The sequence below is a fragment of the Serinicoccus shuyuelongi genome, from assembly GCF_045032955.1.
Taxonomy (GTDB): domain Bacteria; phylum Actinomycetota; class Actinomycetes; order Actinomycetales; family Dermatophilaceae; genus Ornithinicoccus.
In genome coordinates this window covers 1-22,504 of sequence record NZ_JBJFZU010000006.1, presented here as the reverse complement: position 1 = coordinate 22,504, position 22,504 = coordinate 1, and the positions used below count along the sequence as shown (strand labels likewise).

Below are 22,504 nucleotides of genomic sequence, written 5' to 3'. Positions count from 1 at the left end.
GTGACATCCGCCGACGTTCCTGCCCCCGCACGCCCGGGGGGCGTGGTCCTGGCGGCGGGACCCCGCGTCGAGGTGGACGGCTGGGTGGCCGGCAGCGTGGTGCCGGTGACGTCGGCCCCCCTCGGGTCCTGGACCGTGGTGGTCGGCACCGGCGCCTCCCGGGCGAGCGCCCCCTACGACGACGGCGCGCTGGTGCTCGCCTCCCGGGTCCTGAGCCCCAAGGCGGGACCAGGGCTGGGCTTCTTCGAGATCGACGGCAGGGCGGTGATGACCGCGCACACCCCGCGTGCCCGCGCGGTGCGCTGGGTGGTGTGGGAACCCGGGTCCGGGCTGCTGCGGCCCCCGGGCCTGGCCCTGGCCGGGCCGTCCGAGCTGGTCGGTCTCGCGGGTGCTCCCGCGGGGGTGCGGGACGAGCTGGTGGAGCTGCTGCACGAGACCCGGGTGCAGCCGGCCCGGATGCTGCAGGCGGTGATGGCGACCCTCGAGCTGCCGGGCACCCGCCTGGTCCTGGAGCCCGGTCGTGCCGACACCCTGGAGGGCGCGCGCCAGCACCTGCCCGACCCCCGTCAGGTGGGCTGGTTCGACTCCGCGGTCCACGACTCGGTGCGCCTGCGCCGCGAGCTGGGCGCCCTGCCGTGATGCCCTCCCCGAGCCTGACCCTGCTCCCGGCCGTGGACGTGGCCGGGGGACGGGCGGCCCAGGTGGTCGACGGCGGTCCCGACGACCCCGGGGACGTGGCCCGCGGCTGGGTGGACCAGGGCGCCCGATGGATCCACCTGGTCGACCTCGACCTGGCCTTCGGCCGAGGCCAGAACGGGGAGCTGCTGGCAGGGTTGGTCCGCGACCTGCCCGTGCCGGTGCAGCTCTCCGGCGGGGTGGGCGACCATGCCTCGCTGGAACGCGCCGCCGGGACCGGCGCCGCGCGCGTGGTGCTGGCCAGCTCTGCGCTGGCGGACCCCACCCTGGTCGAGCACGCGCACCGGCTGCTGGGGGAGCGGCTGGTGGTGGCCCTGGACCTGCGCGACGGGAGGGTGGTCGCCCGTGGGACCGGCCTTGACCTGGGCCCCCTCGCGCAGGTGCTGGCCCGTAACCCGGTGCTCACCGGGGAGGTCGCGCACGTGCTGGTCGCGGACGCCGGCCGGGACGGCCGCCGCACCGGTGCCGACCTGGCCCTCTTCGCCGACGTCGCGACCCGGGTCTCCGGCCAGGTGACGGCCTCCGGCGGGGTCGCCTCGCTGGAGGACCTCGCGTCGTTGCGCGGGCTCACCGACCGGGGTGTCACCCACACCGTCCTGGGGGCGGCCCTCTACCACGGGTCCTTCACCCTGCCCCAGGCCCTGGAGGTGACCCGATGAGCGGACGCTTCTCCGGGCACGACCCGCAGCACGGTGCCGACACCGCGGGGGTCCCCTGGGCCGGGCGCACGCTGACCGGCACCGGTTTCGACGGTGACACCGGGGCAGCCGACGCGCACCTGGCCGCGCTGCTCTCCGACCCGGGCACCCCGGCGGTCGAGCTCGTCGCCGCCGTCGCCGCGGCCCGGCTCATCGTCCCCGTCGTCGCGGTGCCGGGCGAGGTCGACACCTCCTCCGGGCTGGCGGCGGACGTCTCCAGCGACATGGCCTCGGTGACCCTGGTGGCCCCCGACGGGCAGCGGGCCCTGCCGGCCTTCACCAGCACCGGCGCACTGACCCGCTGGGACCCGCAGGCGCGCCCGGTGCCCGTGACGGCGCGTCGCGCGGCCCTGGCCGCCGTCGAGGAGGGGTGCGAGGTGATCCCGGTCGACCTGGGCGCCGACCGGGGGGCGGCGGCATACACCCTGCGTCCCTCGATGGTCTGGGCCCTGGCCACCGGTCGGGTGTGGCTGCCCGCCCACCAGGACGCAGAGCTGGCGGCCACGGTGGCGACGCTGCTGCGGGACGAGGGGCAGGTCACCGGCCACCGCCTGGGCGGGTCCGACGGTGCCCTGGAGCTCGCCCTGCAGCTGGCCCCAGGGCTGTCCCAGGCGCAGGTTCAGGCGTTGGTGGCCCGGATCGGCCAGGCGCTCTCCGCGGACACCGACGCCCGGTCCCGGATGGACAGCCTGGCGTTCCGGCTACTGGCCGGCTGACCGAGTGCCGGCGGACGCCGGGCATACGAGAGCGGGCGTCCGGCCGACGGCCGGACGCCCGCTGCTGGTGCTCGTCCGCTCAGGCGGAGGTGGCGATCTCCTCGATGCGCGCGCCGACGCCCGCGTCGACGTTGGTCCAGTACTCGTAGACCCGGGTGCGGATCTGCGGGTCGCACTGGCCCATCATCCCGGCGACCGTCTGCGCCAGGCGCTCCCGCGCCGCGTCGTCGAAGACGTCCCGGACCAGGCTGCCGGCCTGACCGAAGTCGTCGTCGTCCGCGCGCAGGTCGTAGGCCTGTCGCACCAGGGCGCCGTCGGCCTCCCAGCCGTTCTCCACCGGACCGGTCCGGTCCGACCAGGGGCGACCGTAGGAGTTGGTCACGTACGTCGGCTGGCTGCCCGAGTGCAGGTAGGCCATCGGCCCGTCGAACTGGTAGGCGTTCACCTGCACCTTGGGCTGGTTCACCGGCAGGTGGGTGAAGTTGGCGCCGATCCGGTGGCGCTGCGCGTCGGGGTAGGAGAACACCCGCGCCAGCAGCATCTTGTCGGGGGAGACGCCGGTGCCCGGGACCTGGTTGGACGGGCTGAAGGCGACCTGCTCGATCTGGGCGAACCAGTTCTCCGGGTTGCGGTTCAGGGTCATCCTGCCCACCTTGTGCAGCGGGTAGTCGGAGTGCGGCCACACCTTGGTCAGGTCGAACGGGTTGTACCGGTAGGTCTTCGCCTCCTCGTACGGCATGACCTGCACGGACAGCGTCCAGCTGGGGTGCTCGCCACGGTCGATGGCCTCGAAGAGGTCACGACGGTGGTAGTCCGCGTCGGCACCGGCCAGCTCGGCGGCCTGGTCGTTGCCGATGTTCTCGACACCCTGGTCGCTGTGCCAGTGGTACTTCACGAAGAAGCGCTCACCCTCGGCGTTCACCCACATGTAGGTGTGCGAGGAGTATCCGTTCATGTGGCGCCAGTTGAGCGGCAGGCCACGATCACCCATCAGGTAGCTCACCTGGTGCGAGGACTCGGGGTTGGCGGTCCAGAAGTCCCACTGCATGTTGGGGTCGCGCAGACCGCTGTCCGGCGTGCGCCGCTGGCTCCGGATGAAGTTCGGGAACTTCATCGGGTCACGCACGAAGAAGACGGGTGTGTTGTTGCCGACGACGTCGAGGTTGCCCTCGTCGGTGTAGAGGCGCACCGCGAAGCCGCGGACGTCACGCCAGGTGTCGGGGGAGCCCTGCTCGCCGGCCACCGTCGAGAAGCGGGTCAGCACCTCGCTGGAGGCGCCCTGCTGGAAGGCGGCCGCCTTGGTCCACGCGGACACGTCCTCGGTGGCCTCGAAGACGCCGAAGGCGCCGGAGCCCTTGGCGTGCGGCAGACGCTCCGGGACCTTCTCCCGGTCGAAGGAGGCCAGGCTCTCGATGAGGGCGACGTCGTGCAGCAGCAGCGGGCCGTCGGCCCCCACCGACAGGCTGTTGCGGTCGGAGTCGTTCGGGGCGCCGTTGCTGGTGGTCGAACCGGTGGGGACCGGTCCGGATCCGGAATGCTCGGCGTTCACGTAGCCGGGGTGGCTGTGGGTCATGCCTTCTCCTTCGGGGTGGGGATGGACGGTGAAGCGGTGGTGGCCCGGCACCCGGGGCAGCGGCCCCAGTAGATGACCTCGGCCTCGTCGAGCTGGAAGCCCGAGGGCAGGTCCGGGCCGGGGTCCAGGCAGGGTCGGGCCCCGGTGCTGCAGGGCACGTCGACCAGGGTCCCGCAGCCACGGCACACGACGTGGTGGTGGTTGTCACCCTGGTCGAGCTCGTAGCGCGCGACCGAGTGGGCGGGCTGGATCCGGCGCACCAGGCCGGACTCGGTGAGTCGTCCCAGGACGTCGTAGACGCCCTGGACGGAGATCCCCCGGTCGTGCTGCCGGGTGAGCCGCACCAGGTCCGCGGCGTCGGCGTGCGGATGGTCGTGCAACGTCCGCAGCACGGCGACCCGGGGGCCGGTGACACGCAGACCGGCACCGCCCAGGGCGGCGCTCAGGTCAGGTGCGTGCGACATACCCCTATCCGACCACGTCTTCTTGAATGATTCAAGTATGCGCGTCCGCCCGGGCGCGCCCTACGCTGCGGTCAGGACGTCCGGCAGGTGGGAGGAGAGCGTCGATGGTCCGTTCCGACGACGACGGGGAGCGCCGGGCGCTGGTCGCGCTGCGCCGTCCGGGGGCGCAGGACCCCCTGGTGCTGGTGGCGGGTGCGGACCTGCAGGCCCGGCTGGACCGGGCCGTGGCGCTGGGATGGACCGGGCCGGTGGTCGTCGTCGGGTCGCTGCGGGAGGCGCTCGAGCTGCGCGCCGTGGTGTCGCGGGAGACCAGGGTCGGGACGGCGTCGGTGCCGGGGCCGGACGCGCCACCGGGTCGTACCCTGCTGGCGCTGGACCGGGTGAGCAGGTGTGCCCGCTACGCCGGCACGGAGAGCGTGCTGACCGAGCTGGAGGCCGGCCTGCTGGCGGCCCTGCTGCGTCGACCGGACGCGGTGGTGGACTACCGGACCCTGGGGCGGGAGGTCTGGGGCACCGAGCACCTGGGGGACACCTCCCCGGTGCCGCCGGTGCTGCGGCGGCTGCGCGGCAAGCTGCGGACGATGGGGGCACCCGGTGAGGTGCGCACGGTGCGTGGTGTCGGCCTGCGGCTGGTCCTGGCCCCCGGGGTCGACCCCCTGGTCGCGGCCACCAGCTGAGGTCGTCGCGGTCCGTGCACCTGACGTTCAAGCCGCGGTCAAGTCTCCGTAAGGGCTTGGTCAAGGTGCTTGTGGTGCTCCGGGCACCCTCCTAGCGTGGCACCGCAGAGGGCCGGAGCACTGTCATCAGAGTGGCCCTCGGGGAGGTGAGGGGCGTCGTGGTGCCGACCGGCGAGACGACTGCAGATCCGACAGGGGGTCCTCAGGACCACCACGAACCGCTCGTCGTCGTGCTCTCCAGCGCCACGGCCGAGCACCTGACCGGTCTCGTCGACTCGGGCTGGCACGGCCCGGTGCTGATCGTCGGCTCGGTGGCCGAGGCCCGCGAGGCGCTGCAGGGTGAGGTGGCACCTGCGCGCGCGACCGCGTCCCCCACCACCACACCCCGGCAGGGAGCAGGTGGACCTGCGGCTGGTGCAGCCGCCGTCACCACCGTCGTGGACCTGGGTCGGCTGCGCCTCGACGTGGACCAGCGCCGGGTCGTCAACGCACCACTGGCCGAGTCGTTGACGCCCCTGGAGTTCGGCGTCCTCGAGGCCCTGCTCCGCCAGCCGGGGAGGGTGCAGCGCTTCGCCGAGCTGACCCGGTCGGTCTGGGGGGTCACCTACACGGGCGACTGCTCCCCGCTGCACGCCGTGGTCAAGCGCCTGCGCGGCAAGCTGGAGCTGGTGCGCGCACCGGTGCAGCTGTCGGCGGTGCGGGGCGTCGGCTTCCGTCTGGCACCCCGCCCGATCCGGGCCGAGCCGCGACTGGGGGGTGCGCTGGCCAGCATCTGAGCGCGCCGTCGGGTCCGAGGACGCGACGGCGTTGCCCGCTGCCCGGACGCCGGTGGTTGTCGGCCAACTGCCCCGTTCGTCGAGGATTTGTCCACGTCCTGTCGTTGTCCTCCCAGGTCACCTCTCCCTAGCGTCGAGGGCGTGGGTGGCGTCCTGCCGCCCGCCAATCCTGAATGGAGAGGACAACTTCATGGAACCGAACCCTCGACGACGCTGGTGGGCCATCATGGCCGCCGGCTCGCTCGTGGCCTCGGGGCTGGCCGCCACGGCGCCGGCCACCGCAGCCCCGGACGACCCCGAGCTCGGAGCGACCGTTGACGCGGAGGTGACGAGCCAGCTGGAGAGTGATGGACGAGCCGCGGTCTGGGTCCGCTTCGCCGACCGGCCGGACATGAGCCAGTTCGACACCATCGCCGACTGGGACAAGCGCGGTCAAGCCGTGGTGGACGCCCTGAAGGCATCGGCCGAGTCCAGCCAGGCGGGGCTGCGCGAGCAGCTCGACGCCGACGGCGTGGACTACGAGGCCTTCTGGGCGACCAACTCCGTCCGCGTGGACGCGGCCGACGCCGAGATGGTCACCTCGTTCGCCGCCAGCAGCGGGGTGGAAGGGATCTATCCCACGGTGGAGATCGAGGTCCCCGACCTGGAGCCCGCCGAGCCCGAGATGGCTCCTCTCGCGACGGAGTGGGGCATCGACGACATCAACGCCCCGCAGGTCTGGGACGAGCTGGGGATCCGGGGCGAGGGCATCGTCGTGGCCTCCATCGACACCGGTGCCCAGTTCGACCACCCCGCCCTGGTCAACCAGTACCGCGGCAACAACGGGGATGGCACCTTCGACCACGACTACAACTGGTTCGACGCCGCCGGGACCTCCCCCGACGAGCCCGCGGACACCGACGGGCACGGCAGCCACGTCACCGGCACGATGATCGGCGACGACGGTGGGGACAACCAGATCGGGGTGGCCCCCGGTGCCACCTGGATCGCGGCCAACGGCTGCTGCCCCTCGGACGCCGCGCTGATCAACTCCGGCGAGTGGATGCTGGAGCCGCGCGACCTGGAGGGGGAGAACCCGGACGTGAGCAAGCGTCCGCACGTCATCAACAACAGCTGGGGTACCACCGCGCCCTCGAACGCCCCCTTCATGGAGGACATCATCGAGGCCTGGGCCGCCAGCGGCCAGTTCGGCGTGTTCGCCAACGGCAACAGCGGGTCGGGCTGCGAGACCTCCGGCTCGCCCGGTAGCCGGATCATCAGCTACTCGGTCGGCAACTACAACAGCGGCCACACGATCTCCGGCACCTCGAGCCGGGGCGCCGGCCAGGACGGGACGATCAAGCCGAACATCTCGGCGCCGGGCAGCAACGTCCGGTCCTCCGTCCCGGGCAACGGGTACGCCAACTACAGCGGGACCTCGATGGCCTCTCCGCACGTCGCGGGCGCCGTGGCGCTGGCCTGGTCCGGCGCGCCGGCCCTGGCCGGTGACGTGGAGGGCACCCGCAACCTGCTCAACGGCACCGCCATCGACACCGAGGACCTGCAGTGCGGCGGCACCGTGGAGAACAACAACGTCTTCGGCGAGGGGCGCCTGGACGCGCTCGAGCTGATGAACGCAGCCCCGATCGGTGACAGCGGCGAGCTGGAGGGTGTCGTCACCGACGCCTCCACCGGTGACCCGCTGGCCGACGTCACGGTCGACATCATCGGCCCGATCGAGCGGACCGCGGTCACCAACGACGAGGGCGCCTACAACGCGGTGCTCTCGGCGGGCGACTACGAGCTCACCATGAGCCGGTTCGGCTACGCCACCCAGACGGCGGACGTCACGATCAGCCCCGGTGAGACCGCCACGGTCAACGCCGCGCTGGAGACCGTCGAGAGCGGCACCGTGACCGGCACCGTCACCGACGGCTCCGGGTACGGCTTCCCGCTGTACGCCCGGGTGTCCGCGGAGGGCACCCCGGTGGCCACCTACACCGACCCGGAGACCGGGGAGTACAGCCTGGACCTGCCCGAGGGTGAGACCTTCGAGCTGGAGGTCCAGGTCCAGTACCCGGGCTACACCGCCCCGACCGTCGAGGTCAGCGCGGGTGGCACCGGTGACGTGGCCGTCCCGGTCGACGCCAACACCTGCGTCGCCCCGGGGTATGCCTACGACGTGGACGGCGTGACCGAGTCCTTCGACTCCGGCTCGCTGCCCGAGGGCTGGGAGGTCGTCGACCACGCCGAGACCGGTGAGGTCTGGGCCTTCGACGACCCCGGCGCGAACGGCAACCTGACCGGTGGTGAGGGCGGCTTCGCCACCGTGGACTCCGACTTCTACGGGTCCGCCGGCGCGCAGGACACCAGCCTCGTCACGCCCAGCGTGGACATGTCGGAGCTGAGCAACCCGGTCGTCGGCTTCAGCCAGGACTACTGGCACCTCGGCGACGACCAGGCCAACGTCGAGCTCAGCGTCGACGGCGGCGAGACCTGGAGCACCGTCCTGACCCAGGACGCCTCCGTGCGTGGGCCGAACGAGGTCACCGTCCCCCTCGAGGAGGCTGCCGGGGAGGGCGACGTGAAGGTCGCCTTCCACTACCTGCAGGGTGACTACGACTGGTGGTGGCAGGTGGACGACGTCTTCGTCGGCAACCGCGCCTGTGCCCCCACCGGTGACGGCGGCTACGTGGTCGGCAACGTCTACGGCGAAGAGGACGGCGAGGGTGTCGTCGGCGCGACGGTCACCAACGTCGACGCCCCGGAGGAGTCCGGCACCACGACCGCGACCCCGTCCGACGAGAACCTGGACGACGGCTTCTACTGGCTGTTCTCGCAGAGCCCGGGCACGCACCCGTTCGAGGCCTCGGCCCGCGGGTTCTCCTCGGTCACGCAGGACGTCACCGTCGCCGCATCGGACACGGTCCGGGCGGACTTCACCCTGGGCTCGGGCTTCGTCGTCGTCGACGAGACCGAGATCGAGGTCTACCAGCCCCTCGGCTCCACCCGGGACCACCGGTTCTGGGTGAACAACACGGGCTCCGGCTCGGCCGAGGTAGAGCTGTCCGAGCAGGCCGGTGACTTCACCATCCTGCGGGCCGACGGCTCCACCGAGCAGATGGGCGCCAGCTACGAGGGCGACGGGGGTGAGGTCATCACGCTCGACGTGGAGACCTCGCTGTCCGCCGGCCAGAGCGGCATGTTCGGCAGCACCGGAGCTGCCGACCCGGTCCGCGTCGCGGCCGACCCGTGGACCCCGTTGGGCAACTACCCCCGGGTCACCATGGACAACCGCGTGGTGAACCTGGACGGTGACTGGTACACGCTGGGCGGTACCACCGGCTCGGCGGCCTTCGCCGACGTCAACCGCTACGACGCGGCCGGTATGGAGTGGGTCGCGGCGGCTCCGCTGCCGGAGGCTGCCTCGGCCATCACCGCCGGCGCGGTGAACGGTCAGATCGTGGTCACCGGTGGCTGGGTGGACGGCGGCGTCTCGGACGCCACCTACACCTACGACCCGGCGGCCGACGCCTGGGCGCAGGTCGCGGACGCCCCGGAGGCCCGCTCGGCCGCCGGGACCGCGGTGCTCGACGGGATGCTGTACTCGGTGGGCGGCTGCACCACTGCGGACTGCACCCCGATGAGCGACACCGTGATGGCCTACGACGCCGCCGGCGACAGCTGGCAGCAGCTGGCCGACTACCCGGTCGCGGCGGCCTTCGTCGTCTGCGGCGGAGTCGACGGCCAGGTCGTGTGCTCGGGTGGCAACCCGGGCAGCGCCGGGATCACCGACTCCTACGCCTACGACCCGGACGCCGACAGCTGGAGCGAGCTGCCGGACGCCCCGGCCGACCACTGGGCCGCCCAGGCCTCCGCCGCGAACGGCCAGCTGGTCGTCAACGGCGGGGTCCAGGGTGGTGCCGTCACCAACGCGAGCTTCGCGTTCGACGGCGCCTCCGGTGACTGGGTGGAGATGCCCGCCAGCAGCGCCGCGGTCTACCGCGGTGGCATGGCCTGCGGCATCGCCAAGGTCGGCGGCTCCACCGGGGGCTTCACCCCGATCGACGTCGCCGAGCACCTGCCCGGCTACGACGACTGCGGGTCCAGCGCCGCGGACGTGGACTGGCTGACGGTCGACCCGATGGAGTTCACCCTCGAGCCGGGTGAGCGGGTGCGGGTCACCGTCACCACCGACGCCAACGTCGCCCAGCCGGGCGACTACACCGCCGGGATCGACGTGCGGGCCAACACCCCGCAGTCGTTCGACACGATCCCGGTCACCATGCACGTCACGCCCCCGAACAACTGGGGCAAGATCCAGGGCATGGTGGAGGGCGTCGCGTGCGACGGCTCCGAGACCGGTCTGCCGGGGGCCGTCGTCGACATGACGAAGACCAACGGCAACCAGGACCACCCGGGCTACAGCCTGATCACCGACACCGAGGGGTCCTACGCGTACTGGATCCTCACCGGTCGGTACCAGACGATCGTGGCGAAGGACGGCTACCGTCCGACCGTCGACGACGTCCGGGTGCCGCGCGGCCGGATCGTGACGGAGGACTTCGCCCTCCGCGAGATCGGCTGCTGAGGCAGGTCGTACGTCACGTCCCGGTGACCCGGGACGACGACGCAGACACCGGCGGTGGCCCGTCCTGACCCTCGTGGTCGGGGCGGGCCACCGTCGCCGTTCTGCTACCATGGATGTACGACCAGTCCGGATCCTGCGCGACCGCCTCGAGCGAGGTGAGCGCGTCAGGGTATGGACGTGCAAGAGGGGCCATGCCCCCACCCGCGACGGCCCCCGGCCGCCGGGTCCAACGGTCCGGTGTCCCACGGGACGCCGACGGACGACCGGCCCACGCGTGAACCGCGAGGGACCGTGCGGCCGGACCGAGGGACAGGCCTCTTGCGCACCAGGTGCCAGGAGGCCTTTCTGGTGTCCGGGGTCGTCTGGACATACGACGACGAAGGAGCAGGCACATCAGCGAGCCTCGCATCAACGACCGCATCCGGGTCCCGGAAGTGCGGTTGGTGGGTCCCAACGGGGAACAGGTCGGCATCGTGCGCGTCGAGGACGCGTTGCGACTGGCGGCCGAGGCCGACCTCGATCTCGTCGAGGTCGCCCCGATGGCGCGTCCGCCGGTCGCCAAGCTCATGGACTACGGCAAGTTCAAGTACGAAGCCGCCATGAAGGCCCGTGAAGCCCGGAAGAACCAGATCAACACGGTCATCAAGGAGATCAAGCTCCGTCCCAAGATCGACGACCACGACTACGGCACCAAGAAGGGCCACGTCGAGCGGTTCCTCAAGGGCGGCGACAAGGTCAAGGTGACCATCATGTTCCGCGGCCGCGAGCAGTCGCGACCCGAGCTCGGGTTCCGCCTGCTGCAGCGCCTGGCCGAGGACATCGCCGAGCTGGGCTTCGTGGAGAGCGCCCCCAAGCAGGACGGGCGCAACATGGTCATGGTCATCGGGCCGGCCAAGAAGAAGGCGTCCGTGCGGCAGGCCAAGCGCCGCGAGGAGGAGGAGGAGCGCTCCTCCGCCTCCGGTGAGACGCAGGACGCCGCCACGGACGAGTCCGTCACCACCACCGACGCGCCGTGAGGCGACGGGCGCAGGGCGCCCGTCGCGACGCAGACCAGACCACGCCCGGACGCCCGGGCGCGACGAGATGAAGGAGATCGGCCCATGCCGAAGATGAAGACCCACAGCGGGGCGAAGAAGCGTTTCCGCGTGACCGGGAGCGGCAAGCTCATGCACCAGCGTGCGCGCCACGTGCACAAGTTCCAGGAGCGCACGAGCTCCGCCGCCCGTCGTCTCGTGAACGACAAGCCGGTCGCCGAGGCCGACGTCCGCCGGGTGAAGAGGATGCTCGGTCTCTGACCGTGCACCTGCACCCCTCTGTTCTTCCCCACCCCCCGAACTAGTCAAGGAGTACTCACGTGGCACGCGTGAAGCGGGCGGTCAACGCCCACAAGAAGCGCCGGGTCGTCCTGGAGCGCGCGAGCGGCTACCGCGGACAGCGGAGCCGGCTCTACCGCAAGGCCAAGGAGCAGGTCACCCACTCGCTGGTCTACAGCTACAACGACCGCAAGGCCCGCAAGGGTGACTTCCGTCGCCTGTGGATCCAGCGCATCAACGCCGGCGCCCGCGCCAACGGGATGACCTACAACCGGTTCATCCAGGGCCTGAAGGCCGCCGGTGTCGAGGTCGACCGGCGCATGCTGGCCGAGCTGGCGGTGCACGACGAGGCGGCCTTCGCCGCGCTCGTCGAGCTGTCCCGGGCCAACGTGCCGACCGGTGCCGAGTCCGCCGCCTGACCGCTTTTCCGCGACGCCCCGACGCATGAGCGCCGCCGACGCACCGCTGCTGGTCACCCCCCGTAGCGAGCGCGTCCGGCAGGTGGCCGCGTTGGGGCGTCGTGCTGTCCGGGACCGTTCCGGCACCTTCCTGGTGGAGGGCCCGCAGGCGGTGCGTGAGCTGCTGACGCACGCCGCCGGCTCCGCCCGGGCGTGCTACCTCACCGATGCCGCGCTGCAGCGCCACCCCGACATCGTCGAGGCGGTCGAGGCGGCGGGGGTCCCCACCTGGCGGTGCACCGACGAGGTGCTCGCGGCGATGGGGGACACCGGTGCGCCCCAGGGCATGGTCGCGGTGGCGGACAGGGTGGACGTGCCCCTGGACGTCGCCCTGGACGCGGTGGGTCCCGCGGGCTTCGCCGTCGTGCTGACGCACGTGCGCGACCCCGGGAACGCGGGCACGGTGCTGCGCGGGGCCAGCGCCTTCGGTGCCGCGGCGGTGCTGGTGAGCGAGGCCTCCGTGGACGTGCACAACCCGAAGGTGGTGCGCTCCACCGTGGGCGCCCTCTTCCACCTGCCGGTGAGCGTGGGGACACCCGCCGCCGAGCTGCTCGCCGCGTGCCGGGCGCGCGGCATCCGGCTGCTGGCGGCCGACGCCTCCGGCGGCACGCCGTTGCCGGACGCGGACCTGGGCGGTCCGCACGCCTGGGTGATGGGGAACGAGGCCTGGGGGCTGCCGCCCGAGGTGCTGCAGGGCTGCGACGACGTCGTGTCGATCCCGATCAGCCGGGCCGAGTCGCTCAACCTCGCGATGGCCGCCACCGTGTGCCTGCACGCCTCCGCCGCCCGCCCCTGACCGACCGGGCGAGCGTTCTGCACCGACCGGGCGAGCGTTGTGCACCGACCGGGCGAGCGCTGTGCTCCCTCCGGTATGCCCCCGATAACCCGGTCGATCCGGTCGGGCCCGCCCACCTACACTGGCGCTCGTGTCCGAACCTCAGCGCACCGACGACCATGACGCCCCGGAGCCCGGAGCGCCGGTCCCGGAGACGATCGAGCAGCAGGTGACCGACGCGCTGACCGCGATCGGGTCCGCCGCCGACCTCGAGGGGCTGAAGGACGCCCGGCTCGCGCACGCCGGCGAGCGGTCCCCGCTGGCCCTCGCCAACCGTGCGATCGGCGGACTCGCCCCGCAGGACAAGGCGGCCGCGGGCAAGCTCGTCGGTCAGGCCCGCGGACGGGTCAACCAGGCGCTGTCCGCCCGCCAGACGGAGCTCGAGGCCGAGCGCGACGAGCGGATCCTGGTCGACGAGGCAAGGGACCTGACGCTGGCCCCGGGGCGCCGGTCGCTGGGCCGGCGGCACGTGCTCACCGTCACCGCGGAGCGGATGGCCGACGTGATGGTCGGCCTCGGCTGGGAGATCGCGGACGGCCCCGGGGTCGAGGCCGAGTGGTTCAACTTCGACGCGCTCAACTTCGACAAGGACCACCCGGCCCGGCAGATGCAGGACACCTTCTTCGTGGACCCCCCGGAGGCCGGCCTGGTGCTGCGCACGCACACCTCTCCGGTGCAGGCGCGGGCGCTGCTGGAGCGGGGTGTGCCGCTCTACGTCGCGTGCCCCGGCAAGACGTACCGCACCGACGAGCTTGACGCCACGCATACCCCGGTCTTCCACCAGATGGAGGGCATCGCCATCGACGAGGGCCTGACGATGGCGCACCTGCGGGGGACCCTGGACCGGTTGGCCGAGGGGATGTTCGGCCCGGGCATCGTGAGCCGCCTGCGCCCGAACTACTTCCCGTTCACCGAGCCCAGCGCGGAGATGGACTTCCGCTGCTTCGTCTGCCGGGGTGAGCCGACCGCCTCCCCGTGCCGGACCTGTGGCGGCACCGGCTGGATCGAGTGGGGCGGCTGCGGGATGGTGAACCACAACGTGCTGCGCGCCTGCGGGGTGGACCCCGAGCGCTACCAGGGTTTCGCCTTCGGCATGGGGGTGGAGCGGACCGCGATGTTCCGCCACGGGATCTCGGACATGCGGGAGATGATCGAGGGTGACGTGCGCTTCAACGCGCAGTTCGGGATGGAGATCTGATGCGGGTTCCGGTCGACTGGCTCGGCGAGTACGTCGCCCTCCCCGAGGGCGTCACCGGCGCCCGGATCGCGGCCGACCTGGTGTCGGTGGGGCTGGAGGAGGAGGCCCTGCACACCAGCGGTGTCGGTGGGCCCCTGGTGGTGGGCCGGGTGCTGGAGATGACCCCGGAGCCGCAGAAGAACGGCAAGACCGTGAACTGGTGCCAGGTGGACGTCGGCGACCACGGCCAGCGCCTCACCGACGGCACCCCGCAGGGCATCGTCTGCGGCGCGCACAACTTCGCCGTCGGCGACCTGGTCGCGGTGATCCTGCCGGGCGGGACGCTGCCCACCCCGGGCGGCCCGCTCACGATCAGCGCCCGCAAGACCTACGGCCACGTCTCTGCCGGGATGATCTGCTCGGTCCGCGAGCTCGGCATCGGCGAGGACCACGACGGCATCCTGGTGCTGCCCCGGCTGCTCGGCCAGGAGCGCGTCGACGAGCTCGGGCTGCAGCCCGGCGACGACCTCATCGGGGTCCTCGGGCTGGACCGCGAGACGGTCGAGGTCAACGTCACCCCGGACCGCGGCTACTGCTTCTCGATCCGCGGCATCGCGCGGGAGTACTCGCACGCGACCGGGGCGGCATACCGGGACCCGGCGCACCTCGACGTCGACCCCGGCACCACCGGCGGGTATGCCGTGGAGCTGGCCGACGACGCCCCGCTCGGCGGGGTGCCCGGCTGCGACCGGTACCTGGCCCGGGTGGTGCGGGGCATCGACCTGACCCGGCGCACCCCGGGCTGGATGGCGCAGCGTCTCACCGAGGCCGGGATGCGCCCGATCAGCCTGGCCGTCGACGTCACCAACTACGTGATGCTGGCGCTCGGCCAGCCGCTGCACGCCTTCGACCTGGCCACCCTCACCGGGCCGGTCGTCGTGCGCCGTGCCGCGGCCGGTGAACGGCTGACGACGCTGGACGACGTCGACCGCGCGCTGCACCCCGAGGACCTGCTCATCACGGACTCCGGGACCCGCATCCTCGCGCTGGCCGGCGTGATGGGCGGCGAGGACGGCGAGGTGGCCCCTGGCCAGACCACGGACATCCTGCTCGAGTCCGCGCACTTCGACGCCCGCACCGTCGGTCGGACCGCACGTCGGCACCGGCTCTCCAGCGAGGCCGCGAAGCGCTTCGAGCGTGGCGTCGACCCGGACGTCACCGCCGCGGCCGCGCAGCTGGCCGTCGACCTGCTGGTCGAGCACGGGGGTGGCACCGCCGACCCCGCGGTCACCGACGTCGACCACCGTCCCGGCCGCGCGCCGATCGCCCTGGACCCCGGCCTGCCCAGCCGCTACGTGGGCGTCGACTACGGACCCGGGCGGGTCCGGGAGATCCTCACCACGATCGGGTGCGACGTCACCGACGGCGCCGGCTCGGGGGACGAGCGGCTCAGCGTGCTGCCGCCCAGCTGGCGCCCCGACCTCACCGACGCCGCGACCCTGGTCGAGGAGGTGGCCAGGATCGACGGGTACGACAAGATCCCCTCCGTGGTGCCCCGCGCCGTGGGGGGCCGAGGGCTCACCCACGCCCAGCGCAGCCGCCGCGCGGTGGCCGCCGCCCTGGCCGGGGAGGGCCTGCAGGAGGTGCTCACCTACCCGTTCGTGGGCGCCGCCAGGTTCGACGAGCTCGGCCTCGGCGCGCAGGACGAGCGGCGGCGGGCGGTGCGGCTGGCGAACCCGCTGTCCGAGGAGGCACCGCTGATGCGCACCGAGCTGCTGCAGACGCTCCCGGACGCCCTGCGGCGCAACAACTCCCGCGGGTCGCGGGACCTGGCACTCTTCGAGATCGACACCGTCACCCGTCCCGGCGACGGCCCAGGTGCCCCGGTGCCCGGGGTCGGCGCCCGACCGGCCGACGACGAGCTGGACCGGATCCGGGAGGCCGTCCCCGCCCAGCCGTGGCACGTCGCGCTGGTCGCGGCCGGCCAGGTGGACCGGGACGGCTGGTGGGGCGCCGGTCGCGGTGTGGACGTCACCGACATGGTCGGGTGGGCGCACTCGGTCGCGGACACGCTCGGCGTCCCCCTGCGGCGCTCGCAGACCGCCCGGGCGCCCTTCCACCCGGGGCGGTGCGTGCAGCTGACGCTCGCCGACGGGACGGGCGTCGGCTGGGCCGGCGAGCTGCACCCGAAGGCCACCCAACGGCTGGGGCTCCCGCCGCGCACCTGCGCCGCGGAGCTCGACCTGGAGGTGCTGGTCCGGGCCAGCGACCACCGGACGCAGGCCGCGCCGCTGTCCACGCAGCCGGTGGCCACCTCCGACGTGGCGCTCGAGGTGCCCCGTGCCGCCCCCTTCGGCGAGGTGGAGTCCGCGCTGCGCCAGGGCGCCGGTCCGCTGCTGGAGCGGATCGAGCTGTTCGACGTCTACGCCGGGGACCAGGTGGCACAGGACCGCCAGTCGCTGGCCTTCCGGATGCACTTCCGGGCCCCGGACCGGACGCTGACCACGGACGAGGTCAACGCCGCCCGGGACGGCGCGGTGGCGCGTGCCGCCGCCGACCACGGGGCGGTGCAGCGGTGAGCGGGCAGCGGGTGGCCCTGGTCACCGGTGCCTCCCGCGGCATCGGGGACCACCTGGTCCGAGCGCTGCTGGGCAGGGGGTGGGCGGTCGTCGGTCTGTCCCGCTCCGGTGAGGTCGCCGCGGGCGCCGAGGGTATGCCGTGCGACGTCACCGACGCCGATGCGGTGGCCTCGGTGGTGGAGCAGGTCGTGGACCGGCACGGACGGGTCGACCTGCTGGTGAACAACGCCGGGCTGATCGAGCCCGAGGTGCCGCTGTGGGAGTCCGAGGTTGACACCTGGTGGCAGGTGATGGTGACCAACGTCCGTGGTCCCTACCTGCTCACCCGTGCCGTGGTGCCGCAGATGATCTCCGCGGGCGGCGGACGGGTCGTGAACATCAACTCCGGCTCCGGCACCCGGGAACGGTCCGACCTGACGGCCTACTGCGCCTCGAAGTCCGCGCTGGCCAGGATCACCGGGGGAGTGGCGCAGGCCGGGGCGGAGCACGGGGTGCACGCCTTCGACCTGGCCCCCGGGGTGGTGGAGACGGACATGACGCACTCCATGCGGATGCACCAGGACCGCACCGAGTGGACGTCGCCGCAGCAGGTCACCGAGCTGTTCCTCGCCCTCGCCGAGGGCGAGCTGGACGCCTTCTCCGGCCGGATGGTGCGGGCCGGGGCCGACGACCTGGACACCCTGCGCCGGCACGCCGCCGAGGGATTGCCGGACGGCGCCCGGATGCTGCGGCTGCGGCCCTGGGGCGACGACGACCCGCTCTCGGGCTGAGCCGTCCCGTGCACGGCGTGCGGCTGACGTGGGGCGACCTACCCGAGCGTGTCACCAGCTGGGTGGCCCAGGAGCTCGGAGGGCCGGTCGTGCGCGCGCGCTCCCAGCCCGGGGGCTTCTCCCCGGGCACGGCCGACCGCGTCACCACGGCCCAGGGACGGCGCGCCTTCGTCAAGGCTGTGAGCCCGGCCCAGAACCCGGACACCCCGGCCCTGCACCGACGCGAGGCGACGGTGCTGGGCTCCCTCGCCGGGGTGGGCGGCGTGCCTCGTCTGCTCGCCTCGTACGACGACGGCCAGTGGGTGGCGCTGCTGATCGAGGACGTCGAGGGGGAGCACCCGCTGCCGTGGACCCACGCCCGGCTGGCGGGCGCCCTGGCCACGCTCGGCGAGGTCGCGGCCCGACCGGCCCCCACCTCCTGGCCCGCCCTGCACGAGGAGCTGGACGCCGAGATGCGGTGCTGGGACACGCTGCTGCAGACGCCACCGCCGGACCTCGACCCCTGGTTGCTGTCCCACGGCCCCGAGCTGCGGGAGCTGGCGGTCTCCACCCTGCCCCGGATGGCGGGTGAGCGGGTCACCCATACCGACGTCCGCGCCGACAACCTGCTGGTGGAGGCGGACGGCACCGTGCGCCTCGTGGACTGGCCGTGGGCGACCCGCGGAGCGCCCTGGTGCGACGCCGCGATGCTGCTGCTCAACGTGCGCTGGGCCGGGTCGCTGGACGTCCGCGACCACCTCGGGACGGTGCACGCCCTGGGCGCGGAACCGGAGGACGTGCTCGGCATCCTGGCCGGGCTGACAGGCTTCTTCACCTGGTCGTGCACCCGTCCGGCGTCCCCGGGACTGCCCACCCTGCGGGCCTTCCAGCGGGAACAGGCGCAGGCCGGGACCCAGCTCCTGCGCGAGCTCTGGCCCGCCTGAGGACGGCGGGTCCGACCGCATACTCATACGCTCGACGGTATAGTCCTGCAGGTGACGACGATCCCGATGACCCGCGCCGCGCGGCACCAGCGGATCAGCGACCTGCTGGAACGGCACGCGGTCGGTTCGCAGGGCCAGCTGCTCGACCTGCTCGCCGAGGACGGGATCAGCGTCACCCAGGCGACGTTGTCCCGGGACCTGGTCGACCTCGAGGCGGTCAAGGTCCGGCAGGGACGACAGCTGGTGTATGCCGTGCCCGGCCAGGGCGGGGACCCCACCCCCCGTCCCGCCCAGGACGCCGGCGAGGTGAGCGCCCGGCTGGCCCGGCTGTGCCAGGAACTGCTGGTCAGCGCCCGCTCGGTCGGCAACCAGGTGGTGCTGCGCACCCCGCCGGGGGCGGCGCAGTTCCTGGCCTCCGCGATCGACCGGAGCGACGCCCCGGACATCCTGGGCACGATCGCCGGGGACGACACCATCCTGGTGATCACCACCGACCCGGTGGGTGGGCCGGACACGGCGCAGCGGCTGCTCCTGCTGGCGGCCGAGTTCGAGCACGGGAACGGATCAGGGACACTGTCCTCATGAGCATGAGCCTGTGGGGAGGACGGTTCAGCGGCGGCCCCAGCGACGCCCTGGCCGCGTTGAGCAAGAGCACGCACTTCGACTGGCGGCTGGCGCCGTACGACCTGGCGGGCTCCCGGGCCCACGCCCGGGTGCTGCACCGCGCCGGTCTCCTCTCGGACGACGACCTGGAGGCGATGCTGGCCGGGCTCGGCCGGCTGCGCGCCGACGTCGAGAGCGGGGCGTTCGTCCCCGGCGAGGGTGACGAGGACGTGCACACGGCCCTCGAGCGCGGGCTGATCGAGCGCGCCGGCCCCGAGGTGGGGGGCCGGCTGCGCGCGGGACGCTCCCGCAACGACCAGGTCGCCGCGCAGTTCCGGATGTACCTGCGCGACCAGGCCCGGCTGCTCTCCGCACGGATCCTGGACGTGGTGCAGTCGCTGATCGATCAGGCGGGCGCCCACCCGGAGGTGGCGATGCCCGGCCGTACGCACCTGCAGCACGCCCAACCGGTGCTGCTGGCGCACCACCTGCAGGCCCACGCCTGGGCGCTGCTGCGGGACGTCGACCGGCTCGTCGACTGGGACCGGCGGGCCGCCGCCTCGCCCTACGGCTCGGGGGCGCTGGCCGGATCCTCCCTGGGCCTGGACCCGGAGTCGGTGGCCCACGACCTGGGGATGCCGCATGCGGTCGAGAACTCCATCGACGGCACCGCGGCCCGCGACTTCGCCGCCGAGTTCTCCTTCGTGATGGCGATGACCGGGGTGGACCTCTCCCGGCTGGCCGAGGAGGTCATCCTGTGGGCCACGGCGGAGTTCGGGTTCGTCACCCTGGACGACGCCTTCTCCACCGGCTCGAGCATCATGCCGCAGAAGAAGAACCCGGACGTGGCCGAGCTCGCGCGGGGCAAGTCCGGTCGGCTGATCGGTGACCTCACCGGGCTGCTCGCCACCCTGAAGGGGCTGCCACTGGCCTACAACCGGGACCTCCAGGAGGACAAGGAGCCGGTCTTCGACGCCGTCGACACCCTCGAGGTCCTGCTGCCCGCGGTGTCCGGCATGGTCGCGACGCTCACCTTCCACCCGGAGCGGATGGAGGAGCTCGCGCCCCAGGGCTTCTCGCTGGCGACCGACGTGGCCGAGTGGCTGGTCCGTGAGGGCGTGCCGTTCCGGGTGGCGCACGAGGTGGCCGGGGCCAGCGTGCGCTACTGCGAGGAGCGCGGCATCGGCCTGGAGGACATGAGCGACGACGACCTCGCGGCGGTCAGCGAGCACCTGCACCCCGGGGTGCGCGCGGTCCTCACCGTGCCCGGTTCGCTCGCCTCCCGCAACGCTGTGGGCGGCACGGCGCCGGTCCGGGTGACGGAGCAGCGGGCATACCTGATCAAGAAGGTGGCGCGGGTGCGCCACTGGGTGCAGGAGATGCCGGCGATCCGGGACTGAGGGTATGGGCACGGCTCTGGGGCGCAGCGCGTTCGCCGGCCCGGTGCTCGAGATGGCGCCGAGGTTGCTCGGCGCGGTCCTGCACCATGACGGGGTGTCGCTGCGGATCACCGAGGTCGAGGCCTACGGGGGCGCCGAGGACCCCGGCTCGCACGCCTACCGCGGGCCCACCCCGCGGACGCGGCCGATGTTCGGGCCGCCCGGTCACCTCTACGTCTACCTCTCCTACGGCATCCACCGATGCGTGAACGTGGTCACCGGCGCGCCGGGGGAGGGTGCGGCGGTGCTGCTCCGGGCCGGTGAGGTATGCCAGGGGCTGGACCGGGCCGAGCAGCGTCGCCTCCGCCCGGGTGCCCGTCCACCGTCGCCCGTGCAGCTGGCGCGTGGACCGGGGAACCTCGCCCGGGCCGTGGGACTGGGGGCCACCCACGACGGCGCCGACCTGTGCGGCCCGCACGCACAGGTCTGGGTCGAGGGCCCGCCCGAGCAGGTGGCCGGTGCCGTCCGTACCGGCCCCAGGGTCGGCGTCAGTGGGCCGGGCGGGTCGGGGGAGAGGTACCCGTGGCGGTTCTGGCTGGCAGGGGAGCCGACGGTCTCGGCCTACCGCGCCGGGACACGTAAGGTGGACCGGGCCGAGCAGCACCCACCCGCGCGAAAGGACCAGGACCGGTGAGCAACATCCTCGACGAGCTGCAGTGGCGGGGGCTGGTGGCGCAGACCACCGATGAGGACGCCCTGCGCCAGGCCTTCGACGAGGGACCGGTGACCGCCTACTGCGGGTTCGACCCGACCGCCCCGTCCCTGCACTTCGGCAACCTGGTCCAGCTCATCCTGCTCCGCCACCTGCAGCGGGCGGGCCACCGGGTGATCGCCCTGGTGGGCGGCTCGACCGGTCTCATCGGGGATCCCAAGCCGACCGCCGAGCGGGTGCTGAAGACCCCGGAAGAGGCAGCCTCGAACGTGAGCCGGATCCAGGATCTGGTGCGTCCCTTCCTGGACTTCGACGGGGACAACCCGGCGGTGCTGGTCAACAACCTGGACTGGACCGCGTCGATGAGCGCGCTGGACTTCCTGCGTGACGTGGGGCGCCACTTCCGGGTGAACCAGATGATCCGCAAGGACGCGATCGCGGCACGGCTCGAGAGCCAGGACGGCATCTCCTACACGGAGTTCAGCTACCAGCTGCTGCAGGCGCTGGACTACCTGCACCTGTACCGCGAGCACGGATGCACGCTGCAGACCGGCGGGGCCGACCAGTGGGGCAACCTCACGGCCGGCGTGGACCTGGTCCACCGCGCGGAGGGGGCGTCCGTGCACCTGCTGACCACCCCCCTGATCACCGACGAGGCGGGTCAGAAGTACGGCAAGTCGGAGGGCAACGCCGTCTGGCTCTCGCCGGAGATGACCAGCCCCTACGCCTTCTACCAGTACTGGATCAACGTCGCCGACGGCGAGGTCGCCAAGCTGCTGCGCGTCTTCACCGACCGGACACCGGAGCAGGTGTCCGAGCTGGAGACCAGTGCGCGGGAGCGGCCGCACCTCCGGGAGGGTCAGCGGGCACTGGCCGCCGACGTCACCACCCTGGTGCACGGGCCGGAGGCGACCGCACAGGTGGAGACCGCCAGCAGCGTCCTCTTCGGCAAGGGGGACCCGACGGCGTTGGAGGCACGGACCCTGCGGGACGCGACCGCGGAGCTGCCCGGGGCGGACGTACCGCCCGGCAGCTCGGTGATCGAGGCGCTGGTGGCCACCGGTCTCGCCGAGAGCAAGGGCGCCGCCCGACGTCTCGTCGCGGACGGGGGGATCAGCGTGAACAACGCCAAGGTCGTCGACGTCGAGGCGGAGCTGGCACCGGCGGCCTACCTGCACGGTCAGGTGGCCCTGCTGCGGCGCGGGCGCAAGAGCCTCGCGGCAGCCCGAAACCCGGGCTGACCTGCAGATTTGTCCCTCAGGGAGAACGTGCCCTAGAGTTACATCTCGCCGCACCGACAGGGAGGCACGGACACCGACACGGTGGCCGGTCCCGGGTCCGGCACAACTCATCTCGACCACCGGTTTCGCCCGGATGGAGATTTGACTCCGCAGAGTCGGGATGCGTAACCTGAAGAAAAGCCCCACAGGTCACGGCGCCACAAGCGCCCGGGATCGTGGTGTGCGTCCGATTCTTGAGAACTCAACAGCGTGTTTGTTTTTTGATGCCATTTGTTTGTTGCCATGGCGTCTGCCGGTTGTCGGTGGGTGTTGTGGTTGTTTTTTTGCTAGTGATCTGGCTCTGG

Annotated in this window: 20 protein-coding genes; 18 read left to right on the top strand and 2 right to left on the bottom strand. The window is 72.7% G+C overall.

Features of this window, described 5'->3' with window-relative positions:
• The 3 genes from ACI3EY_RS09220 to ACI3EY_RS09210 are packed head-to-tail and all read left to right on the top strand — an operon-like array spanning position 1 to position 2,110.
• Positions 1–639 (top strand): hypothetical protein, encoded by a 639-nt coding sequence (locus tag ACI3EY_RS09220; RefSeq protein WP_405037662.1) that lies wholly within the window; start codon positions 1–3, stop codon positions 637–639.
• Positions 639–1,355 carry a HisA/HisF-related TIM barrel protein gene (locus ACI3EY_RS09215; protein WP_405040217.1) on the top strand — a complete coding sequence of 239 codons (717 nt, stop codon included), beginning with the start codon at positions 639–641 and terminating at the stop codon, positions 1,353–1,355. The genes ACI3EY_RS09220 and ACI3EY_RS09215 overlap by 1 nt, the downstream gene beginning before the upstream one ends.
• Positions 1,352–2,110: an SseB family protein gene (locus tag ACI3EY_RS09210; RefSeq protein WP_405040216.1), complete on the top strand. Its 759-nt coding sequence runs from the start codon at positions 1,352–1,354 to the stop codon at positions 2,108–2,110. The genes ACI3EY_RS09215 and ACI3EY_RS09210 overlap by 4 nt, the downstream gene beginning before the upstream one ends.
• A gap of 79 nt (positions 2,111–2,189) precedes the next feature.
• Here the strand turns inward: ACI3EY_RS09210 and ACI3EY_RS09205 are convergent, their stop codons facing one another.
• Together ACI3EY_RS09205 and ACI3EY_RS09200 are read right to left on the bottom strand one after the other, a co-directional pair.
• Positions 2,190–3,683 (bottom strand): catalase, encoded by a 1,494-nt coding sequence (locus tag ACI3EY_RS09205; protein WP_405040215.1) that lies wholly within the window; start codon positions 3,681–3,683, stop codon positions 2,190–2,192.
• Positions 3,680–4,147 carry a Fur family transcriptional regulator gene (locus ACI3EY_RS09200; RefSeq protein ID WP_405037666.1) on the bottom strand — a complete coding sequence of 156 codons (468 nt, stop codon included), beginning with the start codon at positions 4,145–4,147 and terminating at the stop codon, positions 3,680–3,682. Before ACI3EY_RS09200 ends, ACI3EY_RS09205 begins: the two co-directional genes overlap by 4 nt.
• A 104-nt stretch (positions 4,148–4,251) precedes the next feature.
• Here ACI3EY_RS09200 and ACI3EY_RS09195 point away from each other — a divergent pair, with 104 nt between their 5' ends.
• The 15 genes from ACI3EY_RS09195 (at position 4,252) to tyrS (ending at position 22,160) form a co-directional block, all read left to right on the top strand.
• Positions 4,252–4,824, top strand: a complete 573-nt coding sequence (locus ACI3EY_RS09195) for a winged helix-turn-helix domain-containing protein (protein WP_405040214.1) — start codon at positions 4,252–4,254, stop codon at positions 4,822–4,824.
• 230 nt (positions 4,825–5,054) lie between these two features.
• Positions 5,055–5,600, top strand: coding sequence for a winged helix-turn-helix domain-containing protein (locus ACI3EY_RS09190; protein WP_405040213.1), 546 nt, complete (start codon positions 5,055–5,057; stop codon positions 5,598–5,600).
• Positions 5,601–5,790: 190 nt separating this feature from the next.
• A complete protein-coding gene (locus ACI3EY_RS09185; protein ID WP_405040212.1) occupies positions 5,791–10,170 on the top strand; it encodes a S8 family serine peptidase in 4,380 nt (1,459 codons plus the stop codon).
• Between the two features lie 392 nt (positions 10,171–10,562).
• Positions 10,563–11,186: a translation initiation factor IF-3 gene (infC, locus tag ACI3EY_RS09180; RefSeq protein ID WP_405037680.1), complete on the top strand. Its 624-nt coding sequence runs from the start codon at positions 10,563–10,565 to the stop codon at positions 11,184–11,186.
• Between the two features lie 84 nt (positions 11,187–11,270).
• On the top strand, positions 11,271–11,465 hold the full coding sequence (gene rpmI, locus ACI3EY_RS09175) for a 50S ribosomal protein L35 (RefSeq protein ID WP_405037670.1): 195 nt from the start codon (positions 11,271–11,273) through the stop codon (positions 11,463–11,465).
• Between the two features lie 59 nt (positions 11,466–11,524).
• Positions 11,525–11,902 (top strand): 50S ribosomal protein L20, encoded by a 378-nt coding sequence (rplT, locus tag ACI3EY_RS09170; protein ID WP_405037671.1) that lies wholly within the window; start codon positions 11,525–11,527, stop codon positions 11,900–11,902.
• A gap of 25 nt (positions 11,903–11,927) precedes the next feature.
• Positions 11,928–12,737: a TrmH family RNA methyltransferase gene (locus ACI3EY_RS09165; protein ID WP_405040211.1), complete on the top strand. Its 810-nt coding sequence runs from the start codon at positions 11,928–11,930 to the stop codon at positions 12,735–12,737.
• A 130-nt stretch (positions 12,738–12,867) separates the two neighbouring features.
• Positions 12,868–13,974 carry a phenylalanine--tRNA ligase subunit alpha gene (gene pheS / locus ACI3EY_RS09160; protein WP_405040210.1) on the top strand — a complete coding sequence of 369 codons (1,107 nt, stop codon included), beginning with the start codon at positions 12,868–12,870 and terminating at the stop codon, positions 13,972–13,974.
• A complete protein-coding gene (gene pheT / locus ACI3EY_RS09155; RefSeq protein ID WP_405040209.1) occupies positions 13,974–16,532 on the top strand; it encodes a phenylalanine--tRNA ligase subunit beta in 2,559 nt (852 codons plus the stop codon). The genes pheS and pheT overlap by 1 nt, the downstream gene beginning before the upstream one ends.
• Entirely contained in the window at positions 16,529–17,302 is a 774-nt protein-coding gene (locus ACI3EY_RS09150) for an SDR family oxidoreductase (RefSeq protein ID WP_405040208.1), read from the top strand. Before pheT ends, ACI3EY_RS09150 begins: the two co-directional genes overlap by 4 nt.
• A 17-nt stretch (positions 17,303–17,319) precedes the next feature.
• On the top strand, positions 17,320–18,225 hold the full coding sequence (locus ACI3EY_RS09145; RefSeq protein ID WP_405040207.1) for a phosphotransferase family protein: 906 nt from the start codon (positions 17,320–17,322) through the stop codon (positions 18,223–18,225).
• A 66-nt stretch (positions 18,226–18,291) separates the two neighbouring features.
• Entirely contained in the window at positions 18,292–18,810 is a 519-nt protein-coding gene (locus ACI3EY_RS09140) for an arginine repressor (protein WP_405037681.1), read from the top strand.
• A complete protein-coding gene (gene argH, locus ACI3EY_RS09135; protein ID WP_405040206.1) occupies positions 18,807–20,228 on the top strand; it encodes an argininosuccinate lyase in 1,422 nt (473 codons plus the stop codon). Before ACI3EY_RS09140 ends, argH begins: the two co-directional genes overlap by 4 nt.
• Positions 20,229–20,232: 4 nt before the next feature.
• Complete coding sequence (locus ACI3EY_RS09130) at positions 20,233–20,901, top strand: DNA-3-methyladenine glycosylase (protein ID WP_405040205.1); 669 nt, start codon at positions 20,233–20,235, stop codon at positions 20,899–20,901.
• Positions 20,898–22,160 (top strand): tyrosine--tRNA ligase, encoded by a 1,263-nt coding sequence (gene tyrS / locus ACI3EY_RS09125; RefSeq protein ID WP_405040204.1) that lies wholly within the window; start codon positions 20,898–20,900, stop codon positions 22,158–22,160. The genes ACI3EY_RS09130 and tyrS overlap by 4 nt, the downstream gene beginning before the upstream one ends.
• Positions 22,161–22,504 lie beyond the last annotated feature (344 nt).

Excerpts from the sequence above, each read along its gene's own strand:
- ACI3EY_RS09210 (WP_405040216.1), top strand. The coding sequence starts at position 1,352 with ATGAGCGGACGCTTCTCCGGGCACGACCCGCAGCACGGTGCCGACACC.
- ACI3EY_RS09195 (WP_405040214.1), top strand. The coding sequence starts at position 4,252 with ATGGTCCGTTCCGACGACGACGGGGAGCGCCGGGCGCTGGTCGCGCTG.
- ACI3EY_RS09130 (WP_405040205.1), top strand. The coding sequence starts at position 20,233 with ATGGGCACGGCTCTGGGGCGCAGCGCGTTCGCCGGCCCGGTGCTCGAG.
- ACI3EY_RS09215 (WP_405040217.1), top strand. The coding sequence starts at position 639 with ATGCCCTCCCCGAGCCTGACCCTGCTCCCGGCCGTGGACGTGGCCGGG.
- pheT (WP_405040209.1), top strand. The coding sequence starts at position 13,974 with ATGCGGGTTCCGGTCGACTGGCTCGGCGAGTACGTCGCCCTCCCCGAG.
- rpmI (WP_405037670.1), top strand. The coding sequence starts at position 11,271 with ATGCCGAAGATGAAGACCCACAGCGGGGCGAAGAAGCGTTTCCGCGTG.
- ACI3EY_RS09200 (WP_405037666.1), bottom strand. The coding sequence starts at position 4,147 with ATGTCGCACGCACCTGACCTGAGCGCCGCCCTGGGCGGTGCCGGTCTG.
- ACI3EY_RS09165 (WP_405040211.1), top strand. The coding sequence starts at position 11,928 with ATGAGCGCCGCCGACGCACCGCTGCTGGTCACCCCCCGTAGCGAGCGC.
- ACI3EY_RS09140 (WP_405037681.1), top strand. The coding sequence starts at position 18,292 with ATGACCCGCGCCGCGCGGCACCAGCGGATCAGCGACCTGCTGGAACGG.
- ACI3EY_RS09205 (WP_405040215.1), bottom strand. The coding sequence starts at position 3,683 with ATGACCCACAGCCACCCCGGCTACGTGAACGCCGAGCATTCCGGATCC.
- argH (WP_405040206.1), top strand. The coding sequence starts at position 18,807 with ATGAGCATGAGCCTGTGGGGAGGACGGTTCAGCGGCGGCCCCAGCGAC.
- ACI3EY_RS09185 (WP_405040212.1), top strand. The coding sequence starts at position 5,791 with ATGGAACCGAACCCTCGACGACGCTGGTGGGCCATCATGGCCGCCGGC.